19 protein-coding genes, 1 tRNA gene and 1 pseudogene are annotated in these 14,721 nt (G+C 51.3%); 10 read left to right on the forward strand and 11 right to left on the reverse strand.

What is annotated here, in order from left to right:
- Window positions 1-87: 87 nt before the first annotated feature.
- The 3 genes from RDY34_RS08655 to RDY34_RS08665 form a co-directional block, all read right to left on the reverse strand.
- On the reverse strand, window positions 88-273 hold the full coding sequence (locus RDY34_RS08655) for a polyribonucleotide nucleotidyltransferase (protein WP_107859975.1): 186 nt from the start codon (window positions 271-273) through the stop codon (window positions 88-90).
- Entirely contained in the window at window positions 270-488 is a 219-nt protein-coding gene (locus RDY34_RS08660; RefSeq protein WP_308075283.1) for a hypothetical protein, read from the reverse strand. The genes RDY34_RS08655 and RDY34_RS08660 overlap by 4 nt, the downstream gene beginning before the upstream one ends.
- Window positions 489-643: 155 nt before the next feature.
- The gene (locus RDY34_RS08665; RefSeq protein ID WP_308075282.1) at window positions 644-910 is read right to left on the reverse strand and encodes a hypothetical protein; all 267 of its coding nucleotides are present in this window, start codon (window positions 908-910) and stop codon (window positions 644-646) included.
- Window positions 911-944: 34 nt separating this feature from the next.
- On the opposite strand from RDY34_RS08665, the gene RDY34_RS08670 reads away from it, so the two are divergent.
- On the forward strand, window positions 945-1,067 hold the full coding sequence (locus RDY34_RS08670; RefSeq protein ID WP_275068390.1) for a hypothetical protein: 123 nt from the start codon (window positions 945-947) through the stop codon (window positions 1,065-1,067).
- 184 nt (window positions 1,068-1,251) lie between these two features.
- On the opposite strand, the gene RDY34_RS08675 is transcribed toward RDY34_RS08670, so the two are convergent.
- From RDY34_RS08675 to RDY34_RS08705, 8 genes are all read right to left on the reverse strand, one after another.
- Window positions 1,252-1,818, reverse strand: coding sequence for a terminase small subunit (locus RDY34_RS08675; protein WP_308074818.1), 567 nt, complete (start codon window positions 1,816-1,818; stop codon window positions 1,252-1,254).
- On the reverse strand, window positions 1,815-2,069 hold the full coding sequence (locus RDY34_RS08680) for a helix-turn-helix domain-containing protein (protein ID WP_308074816.1): 255 nt from the start codon (window positions 2,067-2,069) through the stop codon (window positions 1,815-1,817). Before RDY34_RS08680 ends, RDY34_RS08675 begins: the two co-directional genes overlap by 4 nt.
- A gap of 62 nt (window positions 2,070-2,131) precedes the next feature.
- The gene (locus RDY34_RS08685) at window positions 2,132-2,347 is read right to left on the reverse strand and encodes a helix-turn-helix transcriptional regulator (RefSeq protein ID WP_308074815.1); all 216 of its coding nucleotides are present in this window, start codon (window positions 2,345-2,347) and stop codon (window positions 2,132-2,134) included.
- A gap of 126 nt (window positions 2,348-2,473) precedes the next feature.
- Window positions 2,474-3,367 carry a hypothetical protein gene (locus RDY34_RS08690; protein ID WP_115437534.1) on the reverse strand — a complete coding sequence of 298 codons (894 nt, stop codon included), beginning with the start codon at window positions 3,365-3,367 and terminating at the stop codon, window positions 2,474-2,476.
- Between the two features lie 13 nt (window positions 3,368-3,380).
- Window positions 3,381-4,463 (reverse strand): ATP-binding protein, encoded by a 1,083-nt coding sequence (locus RDY34_RS08695; protein WP_308074814.1) that lies wholly within the window; start codon window positions 4,461-4,463, stop codon window positions 3,381-3,383.
- Window positions 4,464-4,727: 264 nt separating this feature from the next.
- Window positions 4,728-4,850 carry a helix-turn-helix domain-containing transcriptional regulator gene (locus tag RDY34_RS10655; RefSeq protein WP_372340215.1) on the reverse strand — a complete coding sequence of 41 codons (123 nt, stop codon included), beginning with the start codon at window positions 4,848-4,850 and terminating at the stop codon, window positions 4,728-4,730.
- 504 nt (window positions 4,851-5,354) lie between these two features.
- Window positions 5,355-6,569 (reverse strand): tyrosine-type recombinase/integrase, encoded by a 1,215-nt coding sequence (locus RDY34_RS08700; protein WP_308074813.1) that lies wholly within the window; start codon window positions 6,567-6,569, stop codon window positions 5,355-5,357.
- A 197-nt stretch (window positions 6,570-6,766) separates the two neighbouring features.
- Window positions 6,767-6,851 (reverse strand) — tRNA-Leu (locus RDY34_RS08705).
- Between the two features lie 275 nt (window positions 6,852-7,126).
- Between RDY34_RS08705 and RDY34_RS08710 the strand changes: the two genes are divergently transcribed.
- The 9 genes and pseudogenes from RDY34_RS08710 to RDY34_RS08750 form a co-directional block, all read left to right on the forward strand.
- Window positions 7,127-7,780, forward strand: a complete 654-nt coding sequence (locus tag RDY34_RS08710) for an SCO family protein (RefSeq protein WP_308073769.1) — start codon at window positions 7,127-7,129, stop codon at window positions 7,778-7,780.
- Window positions 7,781-7,858: 78 nt separating this feature from the next.
- Entirely contained in the window at window positions 7,859-8,512 is a 654-nt protein-coding gene (gene hisG / locus RDY34_RS08715) for an ATP phosphoribosyltransferase (protein ID WP_308073777.1), read from the forward strand.
- A gap of 103 nt (window positions 8,513-8,615) precedes the next feature.
- Window positions 8,616-9,503, forward strand: coding sequence for an LEM-3-like GIY-YIG domain-containing protein (locus tag RDY34_RS08720; protein ID WP_025457745.1), 888 nt, complete (start codon window positions 8,616-8,618; stop codon window positions 9,501-9,503).
- Window positions 9,500-10,789: a histidinol dehydrogenase gene (hisD, locus tag RDY34_RS08725; protein ID WP_025457744.1), complete on the forward strand. Its 1,290-nt coding sequence runs from the start codon at window positions 9,500-9,502 to the stop codon at window positions 10,787-10,789. The genes RDY34_RS08720 and hisD overlap by 4 nt, the downstream gene beginning before the upstream one ends.
- A 45-nt stretch (window positions 10,790-10,834) precedes the next feature.
- Entirely contained in the window at window positions 10,835-11,932 is a 1,098-nt protein-coding gene (gene hisC / locus RDY34_RS08730; RefSeq protein ID WP_025457743.1) for a histidinol-phosphate transaminase, read from the forward strand.
- Window positions 11,929-12,846, forward strand: a complete 918-nt coding sequence (hisB, locus tag RDY34_RS08735) for an imidazoleglycerol-phosphate dehydratase HisB (protein ID WP_170314408.1) — start codon at window positions 11,929-11,931, stop codon at window positions 12,844-12,846. Before hisC ends, hisB begins: the two co-directional genes overlap by 4 nt.
- A 73-nt stretch (window positions 12,847-12,919) precedes the next feature.
- Window positions 12,920-13,789, forward strand: a complete 870-nt coding sequence (locus RDY34_RS08740) for an NAD(P)-dependent oxidoreductase (protein ID WP_025457741.1) — start codon at window positions 12,920-12,922, stop codon at window positions 13,787-13,789.
- A 154-nt stretch (window positions 13,790-13,943) separates the two neighbouring features.
- Window positions 13,944-14,345: a MarR family winged helix-turn-helix transcriptional regulator gene (locus RDY34_RS08745; protein ID WP_240002730.1), complete on the forward strand. Its 402-nt coding sequence runs from the start codon at window positions 13,944-13,946 to the stop codon at window positions 14,343-14,345.
- An 11-nt stretch (window positions 14,346-14,356) separates the two neighbouring features.
- Window positions 14,357-14,659 (forward strand): annotated as a pseudogene (locus RDY34_RS08750) (ABC transporter six-transmembrane domain-containing protein); the annotation flags it as partial.
- Window positions 14,660-14,721: the final 62 nt, after the last annotated feature.

The raw sequence follows: 14,721 nt of genomic DNA on the forward strand, positions 1-14,721 counted from the left end.
TCAGGTATCGCGGGTCTATGCCGATGGCGGCGTGTATCTCCTGCCAGCGGTAACGCGCGGCGGCTTTGATATCTTGGTAAGTCGGTTTCATTTTTCCGCCTCCCCGTATCTGTCCATTGCTTCGCGCGTAATGGCGGCAACGGCGTTAATTGCGGCTTTTCGGCTTACGCCGTCGTTTACCAACAGCAGCAGCGCGGTTAATGTATCTGCCGCCGCGTTTGCCTTTTCCCTGCTATTTAACTGGCTTGCCAGCTTCTCCGTGATGGTTTTCATTTTTCCTCCTCTGATACAGGCTCTAACACAACACCAGCCATCGGGTCGGTCTCCCATATCGCGGGTGTTTGCGGCTGCGTCTCAACAGGGGGCGGAATATCCGCCGCGTGGTTTTCGGGGGCGTGGTGCGTCATGCCCGCAAAGGCAAAACCGAAAATCAGGAAAACCGCCGCCCCTGCGTATGGCGTTCTGCGCGGTCTGTTGTCTTGTCTCATGGCTTTTTCTCCTGTGCCAATGTTTGGAATAAGCATAAACCCGAAACATCAAACATATATAAATCAATGTGTTATCTAAAACATAGGTTTGAGTTTGCCCCTGCTGCCTAAAAATAGGCGGCATGTCGGTTTAGGTTTTGATGGGTTTTAAAGGGTCAGACAGCGGGGACTACTTGATAGCTTGCCCATGCTTTGAAGTCGTCGCCCGCAATGGCGGCGATAAAGGACAGACAGGCGGAAACGGCGGCGGCGCGTGTGGGGTAAATCCCCAGACGGCGGGCGGTGCATGAATATGCGTCAGCGTCGTAATGGTAGGCGGTAGGCTCGTGAACGATGGCACAATAGCTTTGCGCTTGTGTGTGAATGGCTTGAATGTTTTGAGTTTGGGTTGATGGTACTGCTTGAGAAAAATTGCTTTGCATTTGGAATGCTCCTGATTAATTTGAGATTTGAGAAATGCCCGAAAAGGGGGCGGTGCTCTCTCCTGTAATCAGTCAGGCGTGGGCGTTGCCGCTACCACACACCGCCATTGACTTGGATATGCCGTCTGAAGCCTTGAACAGACTGCAAACAGCATAGGGGAAATGGCGATAAAAAAATCCCGCAAGCCGTGCGGAATTTCGGCTGATTAATTTAGAGAGAAACTAAAATCTAGTTCCTCAATCCCGATTTGTAAATACTTTTCAGACGGCATTTTTACAAGCCGCTGATTCCATTGCCTATTAAATAGCGTTATACCGCGTTGCCGTGCCGTGCCGGACGGTCAACGTGTTATTTCGTCCAGTGCCGTAATAAGGCAAACGGCAAAATAAACCTTGTCAGGGTCTTTGCCCGTAACGGCGGCTAAGTCTGCAAGGGTTACCGCGTCCCATTTACCGCTGCACGTTTTAACGGCTAAATCTAAAATTGCCTGCCTCTCTTCCTCTGTGAGTGAATCGTCAACAGCTTCAATACGGCTTTGCGGCTTTTCCTGTATTTCCGCCTCTGCCTTGATTTCTGCCCTGTCCACCAGCAAGCCAAGCATTTTTGCCTTGCCCATCGTTGCCGATACCGCCGCGCTGCTTTGCGGCGTGGGGGCTGCCAGTGCCGCCGCCCGTGCCTGCTCCAGTTCGTGCAATAAATCGTCCACCGTTACCCTGTGCCGTTGCCGCGCCTCTGCCTTGAGGTCGTCCACCATCGCGGAAATATCAGGGGATTGAAGCAGCTTATAAGCCTCGTTCGTTACCGTTTCGGGCTTCATGTTTTCGGCGTTGTAGGCTTGGCGGTATGCTTCGCTTGCATTGCCCGTTTCCACATACAGACGGGCGAAATGCTCTTGTTTCGGGGTCATGCGTCATGCCTTTCAGACACCAGCGAAAACCGCCCGCGCTTCACGGTTTCACCAAATTGGTTTTGGATTTCCTCCATTGTGGTAACGATGTTATGCCCCGCTTGGCGAAGCTCCATAATGCGCGTGTTGTAGCCAAGTATCCCCATTTGGGTAAGCTCCCATGAGGTAACGCTGCCTTGCCTCAATCGGGCTAAAATGCGCTGTCTTTGGTTTGGTGTTTTGGGCTTGTCGTTGATACAATCATGCTTCATCGTTGGTTTCCCCTTTCCGCCGCCTGAATGTCCGTTTTGGCGGCTTTGTTTTGCCCGGTAAATTAACCCGCCAGCTCTTCGCGTTTGGCTGCCAGTTTGCCGATATAGTCGTCAATCTCACTGGAAAGCCAGCCAACGACGTTTGCGGATACTTTGAACGGGCGCGGAAAATCGGGGCGGTGATGGCGGCTCTTGTCGTTGCACCAGTTCCAAACGGTAGAACGGGATACGCCGATTCTTTCGGCTACTTGGTTTGCTCTCAATACGGTTTGTGCCATTTGCTTTCTCTCCTGTCGGTATGGGTTGGATGATGGGGGGATTGTTCCAAAAAGTTTAAGCAAAAAGAATACCCTATGCTTGCAGAATGTATCTTCTGCGTGCATAGGGTATATTTTTTGAGGCGGTTAAAACGGTAGGCTGTCGTCCTCGTCTTTTTTCGGTTTGTTTGGTAAGCCTGTCAGCCATTTTTTAATGGTTTCTGCCTCTATGTTTATTTTTGGGTTTAGGTCTTTTGCAAATTTGCTCTTGCTTCTCGGTTTCTCCTTTTTCAATTCTTCCAACCAAAGCCGCTGTGCCTCGGCTTTTTTCTCTCTGCCTTTTGCGTGTCGTGCGTTGGCGGCGTTGCGTCCTATCTCTGTCTTTATAAGCTCCGCTTTATCGGCATTGTTTGCCAAAATTTCGGCAATACAGACAAATTCAGCAGCAGCAGCGGCATTGGTAACAGATAGGCTGTAATGATTCCACTCCTCATTCAATCCTGCTTCGCTGTTGGCAATTTCCCCGATAAACATCAAAGCCTGAAGCGCAAAGAAACAGGGCTTGATTTCCTCTGGCGGTCGGTTGGTTTCAAAAATGCCGTCCGCGTTAAAGTAATGTTTTGATTTGTCGTGGCTTGCCGATAAGATGGTTTTTCGCTGTTCGTACTTCTCGAATGTTTCCCAAAAATCTATACTTGTTGAAATAATGCCGTCTGCCATAATAAAGGCGTTCTCTAAACAGATGGCGGCTCTATTCAGCTCTGCAAAAGTTCCACATAGGCGGTAGCGGTGCAAAATGGCCAATGCCCTTTCCTGTATCATGAAAAAATCGCTGCCGCCTTCCAGTCTCCACGGGTTATAGCGGTAAAAACAAAAGGCAAGATTATTTTTCAAGCAGTAGCTTTGCGCTTCTTCAATTGGGAATATCCATTCAGGATAATAAATATCCTCCTTGTCTCTCCTCTCGTTGTCTTCCCGTATCGCCTCTTGTATTGCGTCGTTTGCTTCTTCGCAAAAATCCCAACCGTAAGGCTTGCCCATCTATCCCACTCCTCTACCGCTCCACATTCTCTAAAATCCAAGTCTTTAAAATCGGGCTGTTTATCTGCAAACGGTTTGCACCGTCTCTGGTTATCAGGTCTTTACGCTCTAATTTGCGGATATTGTTTTGCACCGTGCTTGTGCCTATATCGTCCACACCGATTACACGGGCTAGGGCTTGGCGCGTTTGCGCGGAATATATCGCGGTCTGCCCGTTTGCCAACTCCGATAAAATCAACTGTTCTATCAGGCTCAAATGCCGCCATTGCGCGGCGGTGTCTGCGTGTTTGTGCATTTCCTCCAACCTTATGCTTTCAGCCTGATCTATGCTTAAATCGGGGTTAATTATCATGTCCTGCAGCATGGCGCGCATATAAAGGGGCGTTTTGTTCAACCGTTCAAATGCGCGGTACAGTTCGCCGCCGTCTAACCCCCTGCCCGTCCTCTCCTGATACACACCAGCAAGAAAATCGGTAAATTCCCGTCCAAGCGTTGGAAAGTCTAAGGCGTGGGCGAAATGGAAAAACGGGGCTTTGATGTCATTGAACATGGCGCGTAAACCGTTTGTGCTGCTGCCCGTGAATATGGTTTTTACCTGCTGCTGGTGTATGTCCAAGCCTGTACGCAAGCTGCGTATCAAGCCGCCCGTATCAGGTTGCCGTGCCAGTTCCTGTATTTCGTCCAACAGCAACAGGCTGGGGCGGCTGCCCCCTGCAATGTCGGCGATGATGTCGGACAGCCGCAATTCCGCCTGCTGCCGCTCCGTCCGTCTCTCTATGCCGCTGCCCATAATTTCTATTTTGCTGATTTGCCCAATCAGGTTTTGCACCTTTCCGCCCGTCTTGATACTTTCGGCAAAGCGCAATAATGCCGCCTGAAAGTCAACAGTGGGCGCGGTACTGTCCATGAATGAGAAATAAAAGACATTGAAGCCCGCCGCCTCTGCCGTGGGCTTGATGTCTTTCAAAAGAAACTGTGTTTTGCCCATTCTTCGCGGCGCAAACAGCGTAAAGGCGTGTGTTATGCCTCCATACAGGCTTTTGGCGATGATTTCCGCCAACTCTGAACGGGGGAAATATAAGGGGTCATGCGGCATTGCATTCTTTCGCGTTGTTACTCGTTATTCAGTATTATACACCGTAAAGCTAATTATTAATGCGGTCAATAATTTTGTATAACGCGCGTTTTGCCCTCCCTTTTTATAGACTTGCAAAAACTGCCGTATGGCTTTCACGCGCGCGCGTATTGGTCTTGAAATTACCCGCCCCGCTTGTCTTTATCAGTCAGTTTCTGCACTGTATGAAAAAGCCGCCTTATTTCGGCGGCTCTGCGCGGTTTGGGATTAACCCTATACAATCGGCTATGCGATATGCGGGGCGGCAAGGTTCAGATTTAAACCCAATGCCCGCGTTATTTTGATTACCGTATCAAAACACGGCTTGCTTTTACCTGATAGGGTTTTATATAGGCTCTCTCTGCCCAGCCCTGTTTTTTGCCCGTGCCACGTCGTGGATACACGAAAGGCAAGCCGCCTTTTTTATGCACTGCAATTTCTGAATTTGCGCCGTCTGAAACACCAGCGGTTAATCTGCCTGTTTTTTAATCAATCGCTTCCAATGGCTCAAATTTGCGTTTTTAGCGTATTTTGCCGTCTGCCTATGTCCGTGAGATATATCCAAGCGGTTTAACCGCCATTCCTACTCAAATTTGGCGCATTTCCGTGCGTTTTAGCTTTTCATTCCGCTACTCTCCCACTGCCAAGACAGGGGAAAAGCCGAAAATGCGGGGCAGTTGTTACCACTTGTTACGATTTGCTACCGCACTTGTTACCGATTTTTTGTATTTTTATTATTTTATTTCATATATTTATTTATATAACTTTTTCTCGGTAACAACGTAACAACTAAGGGTATGGTATTCCTATATAGGGATTTTCAGAAAGCCAAAAAAAAACCGTCCTGCATCTTGGACGGTCTCCCCTCATTTCCTACGGCTTGGCGGTATCTCCTGCAAGCTCTTTTTCCGCTTGGCGGTATCGCTCCCGCAAAAAATCACTATACCATTGCATAAGCTCTTTACGCTGTGGGATATATTCCGTTCTGTGGTATGCCGCCCTGACTTTGTTTTGTTCCACATGGGCAAGCTGTCGCTCTATCACATCGCTGTCAAAGCCGTTCTCATTCAAAACATCTGTGGCTAGGCTTCTAAAGCCGTGCGGTGTTGCTATGCCCTTGTAGCCCATTCTGCCCATTAAGTAAGACAGGGTGTTTTCACTCATGTGCTTGTCAGGATCTTTTACCGATGGGAATAAATAGCGGCTATGCCCTGTTATTTCCTTTAGTTCTGCCAAAAGCTCAAGCGTCCAATCAGCAAGGGGGACGATATGCGGGGCTTTCATCTTCATCTTGGCGGCAGGTATGCTCCATTCTGCCCCGTTTAAATCAAATTCCACCCATTCCGCCGCCCTAAGCTCTCCATTCCTGACAAAAGTCAGCATGATTAACTGCATGGCTATTTTTGTTTGCCGTTCGGCTTGTTCCAACATCAAACGGCGGTAAAACTCGGTCAGCTCGGATTGCGGTAATGCGGGCTGGTGTTTCTGCTTTGGTGCTTTAATTAAACCTACCAAAGGTACGGCGGGATTATTCTCTGCCCGCTCCGTCCGTATGGCATAAGTGAAAACAGCCTTGATACGCTGCAATATCCGCCCTGCCGTTTCAAGTGCTCCTCTTGCCGCTACCGCTTCAATCACTTCTTTTACTTGGCTGACTTTGATTTCACTGACAGGCAAACCGCCAAGCATGGGGAAAACGTCCTTTTCTAAACTATCCCATACACGGGCGGCATGATTGCCCGTCAATCCTGTTTCACGGTGTTTGTGCCATTCGGCGGCAATGCTCCGAAATGTGTTACTGACAGTGGCTTGCCGTTCACGCTTTTCCTGCTGCTTGGCTTCGCCGGGATCTTGCCCCGCTGCAAGCAAGCGGCGGGCATTTTCAGCGGTTTGGCGGGCTTCCACCAGTGATACGGTCGGATATTTGCCGATTGAAAGCGTTTTACGTTTGCCGTTATGCGAAAAGTCAAACCGCCATAACTTCCCACCGCTCGTATTGACATACAGATACAAACCTTTGCCGTCATTCAGCTTATACGGTTTTTCGGCGGGCTTGGCGTTTTTGATTTGTCGGTCGTTCAGCTTCATTTTTACGGTATTTTTCCGAGGTATTTTTCAGATACCGTAAAAAATACCGTAAATTTTAGGTTAACTCAATTAGAACATATTAGACGGGATTAGATGATACGCAGGCACTAAACCAGCGGAAAGCCTTGTCTTTCCTGGCTTTGGTTTACGGCGTTGGACTGCAATAGACAAAAAAATAACCGCTCTAAAAGCGGTTGTGGTGCCCAGGGTCGGACTCGAACCGACACACCTTGCGGCGGGGGATTTTGAGTCCCCTGCGTCTACCAATTTCGCCACCTGGGCTGGTGAAGAAGCCGTCATTATAATGGCTTTTGAGATTCTGTAAACCTTTTTTTGAAATTATTTTATCTGTTTTTATTTTATTTTTGATTTTAAATAGAATTTTTATTATTTTAATCTTACTGTTCTTTCCGCTCAAAAGCATTCTGTATGATTCGGCAATTCCTGCCGTACAGACAACGTAAAAAATACTACATTAAATCTGCCAAACGCGTTAAGATGGAAATATTCAAATTCCGTACGAATCAGGTTTTTCTATTTATTCTTGGGAGATTGTCATGTTTTCTGTACCGCGTTCCTTTTTGCTGGGCGTTTTCGCACTTGCCGCGCTTGCCGCCTGCAAACCTCAAGACAACAGTGCGGCGCAAGCCGCTTCTTCAAGTGCATCCGCGCCGGCTGCGGAAAATGCGGCAAAGCCGCAAACGCGCGGTACGGATATGCGTAAGGAAGACATCGGCGGCAATTTCACGTTGACCGACGGCGAAGGCAAGCCTTTCAGCCTGAGCGATTTGAAAGGCAAGGTCGTGATTCTGTCTTTCGGCTATACGCACTGTCCCGATGTCTGCCCGACAGAGCTTTTGACGTACAGCGACACGTTGAAGCAGTTGGGTGGGCAGGCTAAGGACGTGAAGGTTGTGTTTGTGAGCATCGATCCGGAACGCGACACGCCTGAAATCATCGGCAAGTATGCCAAACAGTTCAATCCGGACTTTATCGGTCTGACGGCAACGGGCGGTCAAAGCCTGCCGGTCATCAAACAGCAATACCGCGTGGTTTCTGCCAAAGTCAATCAAAAAGAAGACGGCGAAAACTATTTGGTCGACCACTCTTCCGGTGCGTATCTCATCGACAAAAACGGTGAGGTTGCCATTTTCTCGCCTTACGGAAGCGAGCCGGAAACGATTGCTGCCGATGTGAGAACCCTGCTCTGATAAAACCGTATGCCGTCTGAACCGCCGATGCCTGTTCAGACGGCATTATTGTTTCAACCGACAAAGGACATCCACACCATGCAGGATAATGCTTTGACCATCGCCTTATCCAAGGGGCGCATTTTTGAGGAGACGCTGCCGCTGCTTGCCGCTGCCGGCATTGTTCCGACTGAAGAGTCCGAAAAATCGCGCAAGCTGATTATCGGGACGAACCATGAAAATATCCGCCTTATCATTGTCCGCGCAACCGATGTGCCGACTTATGTCCGCTACGGTGCGGCGGACTTCGGCATTGCGGGCAAAGACGTGCTGATCGAACACGGCGGCACCGGGCTTTACCGGCCTTTGGATTTGGAGATTGCCAAGTGCCGCATGATGGTTGCTGTGCGTAAAGGGTTTGATTACGAAGCAGCTTCGCAACCCGGATGCCGTCTGAAGATTGCCACAAAGTATCCTGAAATCGCGGCATCTCATTTTGCCGGCAAGGGTGTCCATGTGGACATTATCAAACTGTACGGCTCGATGGAACTTGCGCCGCTGGTCGGCTTGAGCGATGCGATTGTGGACTTGGTTTCGACGGGCAACACCTTGAAGGCAAACGGCTTGGAGGCAGTCGAACACATCGTCGACATTTCCAGCCGCCTGGTGGTCAACAAGGCTGCTTTGAAAACGAAATACGCGCTGCTGGAGCCGATTATTCAGGCGTTCGGCGGCGCAGTGAAGGCGAAGTGAGCATTCATTTGAATAAAGATGCGTTTTCAGACGACCCTATCCGTTCCCGCCGACAGGTCGTCTGAAAATATCATCGGCAGTAAACTGTATAGGAGAAGTTAAAATGGTTGCAAAAATAAAAAAATTCTCAGATTCAACCCTTTCCGTTTTGAATAACGGCGAGCGTCGATTTTATGTCTATTGTCTGACCGACCTGAAAAAAGACAAAATCCTCTACATCGGCAAAGGCTGCGGTAATCGTATCTTCGAGCATGAATGGGTTGCTAGTCGTTCACAAGACCCAGTCTCCGGCGAGATTATCGATCAGAAACTCAAAGCCATCTCCAAATGCAAGAAACTCGGTCGCTATATCATCAGCTATCATCTGACTGAAGTCGAAGCACTCGCCGCCGAATCTGCCTTAATTCATTTTGTTAAATCTGTCTTGGGTAAAAAACTCAAAAATAAAATTGCCGGGCATGGTCCGGGTGGTATTAGCGTAGAAGAACTAGATCGCCGCTTTGGATTCTCTTCTCTCCCACTTAACGAGATTAACCCCGACGGGCTGATTCTCGCCATCAAAATCCACAATGCTTTCGATTTAGATACTGACGAAGAATTAGACTACCTTTTCGACAACCAAGACGATGCCAACCTCAAATCGCGTACGTTGGGCAACTGGGTTATCGGTAAAGATGTTGCTTCAAAAGTGAAATACGTTATCGGCGTTCACACCGGTCTGCAAAACGCTGTTGTCAGTGCGTACGAAGTGGACGGTTTTGAAACAATGACTGAGGAAAACAAAAACGGCAGAAAACAACCCCGTTACCGTTTCCGTACTACCTCTCGTAGCGAAGAGGTATTAGCCAAACTCGGTCTGCAACAAAAATGCCTGCCCGAATTGAAGTTTGGTAGCGGGGGAGAAAAAGCGTATATCAGACCCAAAACCGAGCAAGAGACGCTTCAGACGACTCCAAGTCCCAAAATAACAAAGGAGAATCCCAAATCATGAAAAAACTCAACACCCAATCGCCCGATTTCCAAGCCGGACTCAAAGCCCTGCTGGCTTTTGAAACCGCGCAAAACCCCGAAACCGAACGCATCGTCGCCGACATTTGCGCCGACGTGCAAAAGCGCGGCGATGCGGCTCTGATTGAATACACCAACAAATTCGATCAGACAAACGCTAAAAGCATCGATGATTTAATACTCACGCAAGCCGATTTGAACGCGGCGTTCGAGCGCATTCCGAACGACATTCAGACGGCATTGCAGACCGCCGCCCGCCGTGTCGAAAGCTACCATCAACGCCAAAAAATGGAATCGTGGAGCTACACCGATGAAGACGGCACGCTGCTGGGACAACAAATCACACCGCTTGACCGCGTCGGCATTTACGTCCCCGGCGGCAAGGCGGCATATCCGAGTTCCGTCATCATGAACGCCATGCCCGCCCACGTCGCAGGTGTGAAAGAAATTATTATGGTCGTGCCGACACCGAAAGGTGAACGCAACGACATCGTGCTTGCCGCCGCATACGTCGCCGGCGTAACCAAAGTCTTCACCGTCGGCGGCGCGCAGGCGGTTGCCGCCCTCGCCTACGGCACGGAAACCATCCCCCAAGTCGATAAAATCACCGGTCCGGGCAACGCCTTCGTCGCCGCCGCCAAACGCCGCGTGTTCGGCGTGGTCGGCATCGACATGGTGGCGGGGCCGTCTGAAATCCTGGTCATCGCCGACGGCACGACACCTGCCGATTGGGTGGCGATGGATTTGTTCAGCCAGGCCGAACACGACGAAATTGCCCAAGCCATCTTAATCGGCACGTCGCAAGCGTATCTCGACGAAGTAGAAGCCGCCATGAACCGCCTGATTGAAACTATGCCGCGCCGCGACATCATCGAAGCCTCGCTCGGCAACAGGGGCGCGATGATACTCGCCAAAGACTTGGACGAAGCCTGCGAAATCGCCAACTACATTTCCCCCGAACACTTGGAACTGTCAGTCGAAAACCCGCAGGAATGGGCGAAAAAAATCCGCCACGCCGGTGCGATTTTCATGGGACGCTACACCGGCGAAAGCCTCGGCGACTACTGCGCCGGCCCAAACCATGTGTTGCCCACCAGCCGAACCGCCCGCTTTTCCTCGCCTTTGGGGACATATGATTTCCAAAAACGCTCCAGCCTGATTCAGGTTTCGGAACAGGGCGCGCAAAAATTAGGCGAAACCGCCAGCGTGCTGGCACACGGCGAAAGCCTGACCGCCCACGCCCGCGCGGCAGAGTTCCGTATGAAATAATGCCGGAACGGCGTACAGGCATATTCCAACCATTAAGGAAACACGATGAAATCCGTCCGCTCCTTCATCCGCGACGACATCCTCGCCATGTCCGCATACAAAATCACCGATGTCCCGTCGGATTTTGCCAAACTCGATTCGATGGAAAGTCCCGTCCACCCTTTTGCCGGACATGAAACGCTGTTGCAGGAATGGCAGGCACGGCTTGCCGCCGCGCCCATCCATCTTTACCCCAATCCCTCCGGCAGCGGTTTACAGGAAGCATTACGTTCGGCGTTCGACATTCCCGAGTCCGCCGACATCGCGCTGGGCAACGGCTCGGACGAGCTGATACAGTTCATCACGATGCTGACCGCCAAACCGGGCGCGGCAATGTTGGCAGCCGAACCCAGTTTCGTCATGTATCGCCACAACGCCGCGCTGTACGGCATGGATTATGTCGGCGTTCCACTGAACGGAGATTTCACCCTCAACCTGCCCACCGTCCTCGAAGCCGTCAGGAAGCACCGCCCTGCCCTGACCTTTATCGCCTACCCCAACAACCCCACCGGCGTATGTTTCACGCGTGCCGAAATCGAAGCCGTCATCGAAGCTTCAGACGGCATCGTCGTCATCGACGAAGCCTACGGCGCATTCAACGGCGACAGCTTCCTGCCGCAGGCAGGCAGCATTCCCAACCTCATCGTCATGCGTACCGTCAGCAAAATCGGTTTTGCCGGACTGCGTATCGGCTATGCGGCAGGCTGTCCCGAAGTCATCGGCGAACTGCAAAAAATCCTGCCGCCCTACAATATGAACCAACTGAGCCTGACCACCGCCAAACTCGCCCTGCAACACTACGGCATCATCTCTGCCAACATCGACAGCCTGAAAAACGAACGCGAACGGATGTTCGCCGAATTGGGCAAAATATGCCGTCTGAACGCCTTTCCAAGTCAGGCAAACTTCATTACCATACGCGTACCCGATGCCGATTTGTTGTTTGACACATTCAAACAAAACCGCATCCTCGTCAAAAAACTGCACGGCTCGCACCCGCTTTTGGAACACTGCCTGCGTATTACCGTAGGCAGCCCCGCACAAAACGATGCCGTTCTCAACGTCATCCGCCAACTTTACTGCCAACCAACGGATTTCCTATGAATTTGACTAAAACACAACGCCAACTGCACAACTTCCTGACCCTCGCCCAAGAAGCAGGTTCGCTGTCCAAGCTCGCCAAACTCTGCGGCTACCGCACCCCCGTCTCACTTTACAAACTCAAACAACGCCTTGAAAAGCAGGCAGAAGACCCCGACGCACGCGGCATCCGTCCCAGCCTGATGGCAAAACTCGAAAAACACACCGGCAAACCCAAAGGCTGGCTCGACAGAAAACACAGCGAACGCACTGTTCCCGAAACCGCCGTAGAAAGCACCGGAACTGCCGAAATCCAAATTGCCGAAACCGCATCTGCTGCCGGCTGCCGCGCCGTTACCGTCAACCGCAATACCTGCGAAACCCAAATTACCGTCTCCATCAACCTCGACGGCAGCGGCAAAAGCAGGCTGGATACCGGCGTACCCTTCCTCGAACACATGATCGACCAAATCGCCCGCCACGGCATGATCGACATCGACATCAGCTGCAAAGGCGACCTGCACATCGACGACCACCACACCGTCGAAGACATCGGCATCACACTCGGACAGGCACTCCGGCAGGCACTCGGCGACAAAAAAGGCATCCGCCGTTACGGACATTCCTACGTCCCGCTCGACGAAGCCCTCAGCCGCGTCGTCATCGACCTATCCGGCCGCCCCGGACTCGTGTACAACATCGAATTTACCCGCGCCCTGATTGGAAAATTCGATGTCGATTTGTTTGAAGAATTTTTCCACGGCATCGTCAACCACAGTATGATGACCCTGCACATCGACAACCTCAGCGGCAAAAACGCCCACCATCAGGCGGAAACCGTATTCAAAGCCTTCGGGCGCGCCCTGCGTATGGCAGTCGAACACGACCCGAGGATGGCAGGGCAAACCCCGTCCACCAAAGGCACGCTGACCGCATAATCCCCAAACAGGCCGTCTGAAGCGCAGGAAGCCTTCAGACGGCATCACAACACCCCAACAAAGGAGAAACACTATGTCCGCAGAAACATACGCACAAATCGGCTGGATAGGCTTGGGGCAAATGGGGCTACCTATGGTAACGCGGCTCTTGAACGGCGGCATCGAAGTCGGCGTATACAACCGCTCGCCCGACAAAACTGCCCCCATCTCCGCCAAAGGCGCAAAAATTTACGGCAGCACCGCCGAACTCGTCCGCGACTATCCCGTCATTTTCCTGATGGTTTCCGACTATGCCGCCGTGTGCGACATCCTGAACGGAGTCCGCGACGGATTGGCCGGCAAAATCATCGTCAACATGAGCACCATCTCACCAACCGAAAACCTTGCCGTCAAAGAACTTGTCGAATCTGCCGGCGGACAGTTTGCCGAAGCACCCGTTTCCGGATCGGTCGGACCCGCCACCAACGGCACGCTGCTGATCCTGTTCGGCGGCAGCGAAGCCGTTTTAAACCCGCTGCAGAAAGTGTTTTCCCTTGTCGGCAAAAAAACCTTCCACTTCGGCGAAGTGGGCAAAGGCTCGGGCGCGAAACTCGTTTTGAACTCGCTCTTAGGCATTTTCGGCGAAGCGTACAGCGAAGCGATGCTGATGGCGCGGCAGTTCGGCATCGATACCGACACCATCGTCGAAGCCATCGGCGGCTCGGCAATGGACTCGCCCATGTTCCAAACCAAAAAATCACTATGGGCAAACCGCGAGTTTCCTCCCGCCTTCGCCCTCAAACACGCCTCCAAAGACCTCAACCTCGCCGTCAAAGAGCTTGAACAGGCAGGCAACACCCTGCCCGCCGTCGAAACCGTTGCTGCCAGCTACCGCAAAGCAGTCGGAGCCGGCTACGGTGAACAGGACGTTTCCGGCGTTTACCTGAAACTGGCAGAACACTGACTTCCCTTTCCAAACAATATGCCGTCTGAAATATTTTCAGACGGCATTTTTATCGCCCCACGCTTGAGATTAGTCCCGATTATGACCATAATCCGCGCAAATTTAGTCAATATCGAGACCAATTATGAACCAACTCGACTAACTTGGAACCCGTATCAACCTGATTTGCAATGTCTTCGACAAATGGATCGGGCAGCAGGATCTGAATTACAACCTCTTTGCCGTACTTTATACCCTGGCAACCGAAGGCAGCCGCACGCAAAAGCATATCGGCGAAGAGTGGAGTCTGCCCAAACAGACCGTTTCAGGCGTATGCAAAACCCTTGCCGGACAAGGGTTGATTGAATGGCAGGAAGGCGAACAGGACCGGCGCGAACGGTTGCTGTCGCTGACCGAAAAAGGCAAAGCCCATGCCGCACCTTTAACAGAAAACGCGCAGGAATTCAGCAACAAAGTATTTGCCACATTCGGCGACAAGCGCACAACCCGGCTGTTTGCCGATTTAGATGCACTGGCGGAAGTGATGGAAAAAACAATCTCGGAAAATAAAAAATAGGGGGAACAAATATGTGGAAAATGTTGAAACACATAGCCCAAACCCACCTCAAGCGTCTGCTCGGCACGTTTTCTCTGGTCGGACTGGAAAACCTTTTGATGCTGGTGTATCCGGTGTTTGGCGGCCGGGAGATTAATGCCGTGATTGCGGGGAAGGTGTGGCAGGCGTTGCTGTACGCTTTGGTTGTATTTTTAATGTGGCTGGTCGGTGCGGCGCGGCGGATTGCCGATACGCGCACGTTTACGCGGATTTATACCGAAATCGCCGTGCCAGTTGTGTTGGAACAGCGGCAGCGGCAAGTCCCGCATTCAGCAATATAGTGGATTAAATTTAAACCAGTACGGCGTTGCCTCGCCTTGCCGTACTATTTGTACTG

Origin of the sequence: Neisseria polysaccharea (genome assembly GCF_963392925.1) — a bacterium.
Lineage (GTDB): Bacteria > Pseudomonadota > Gammaproteobacteria > Burkholderiales > Neisseriaceae > Neisseria > Neisseria polysaccharea.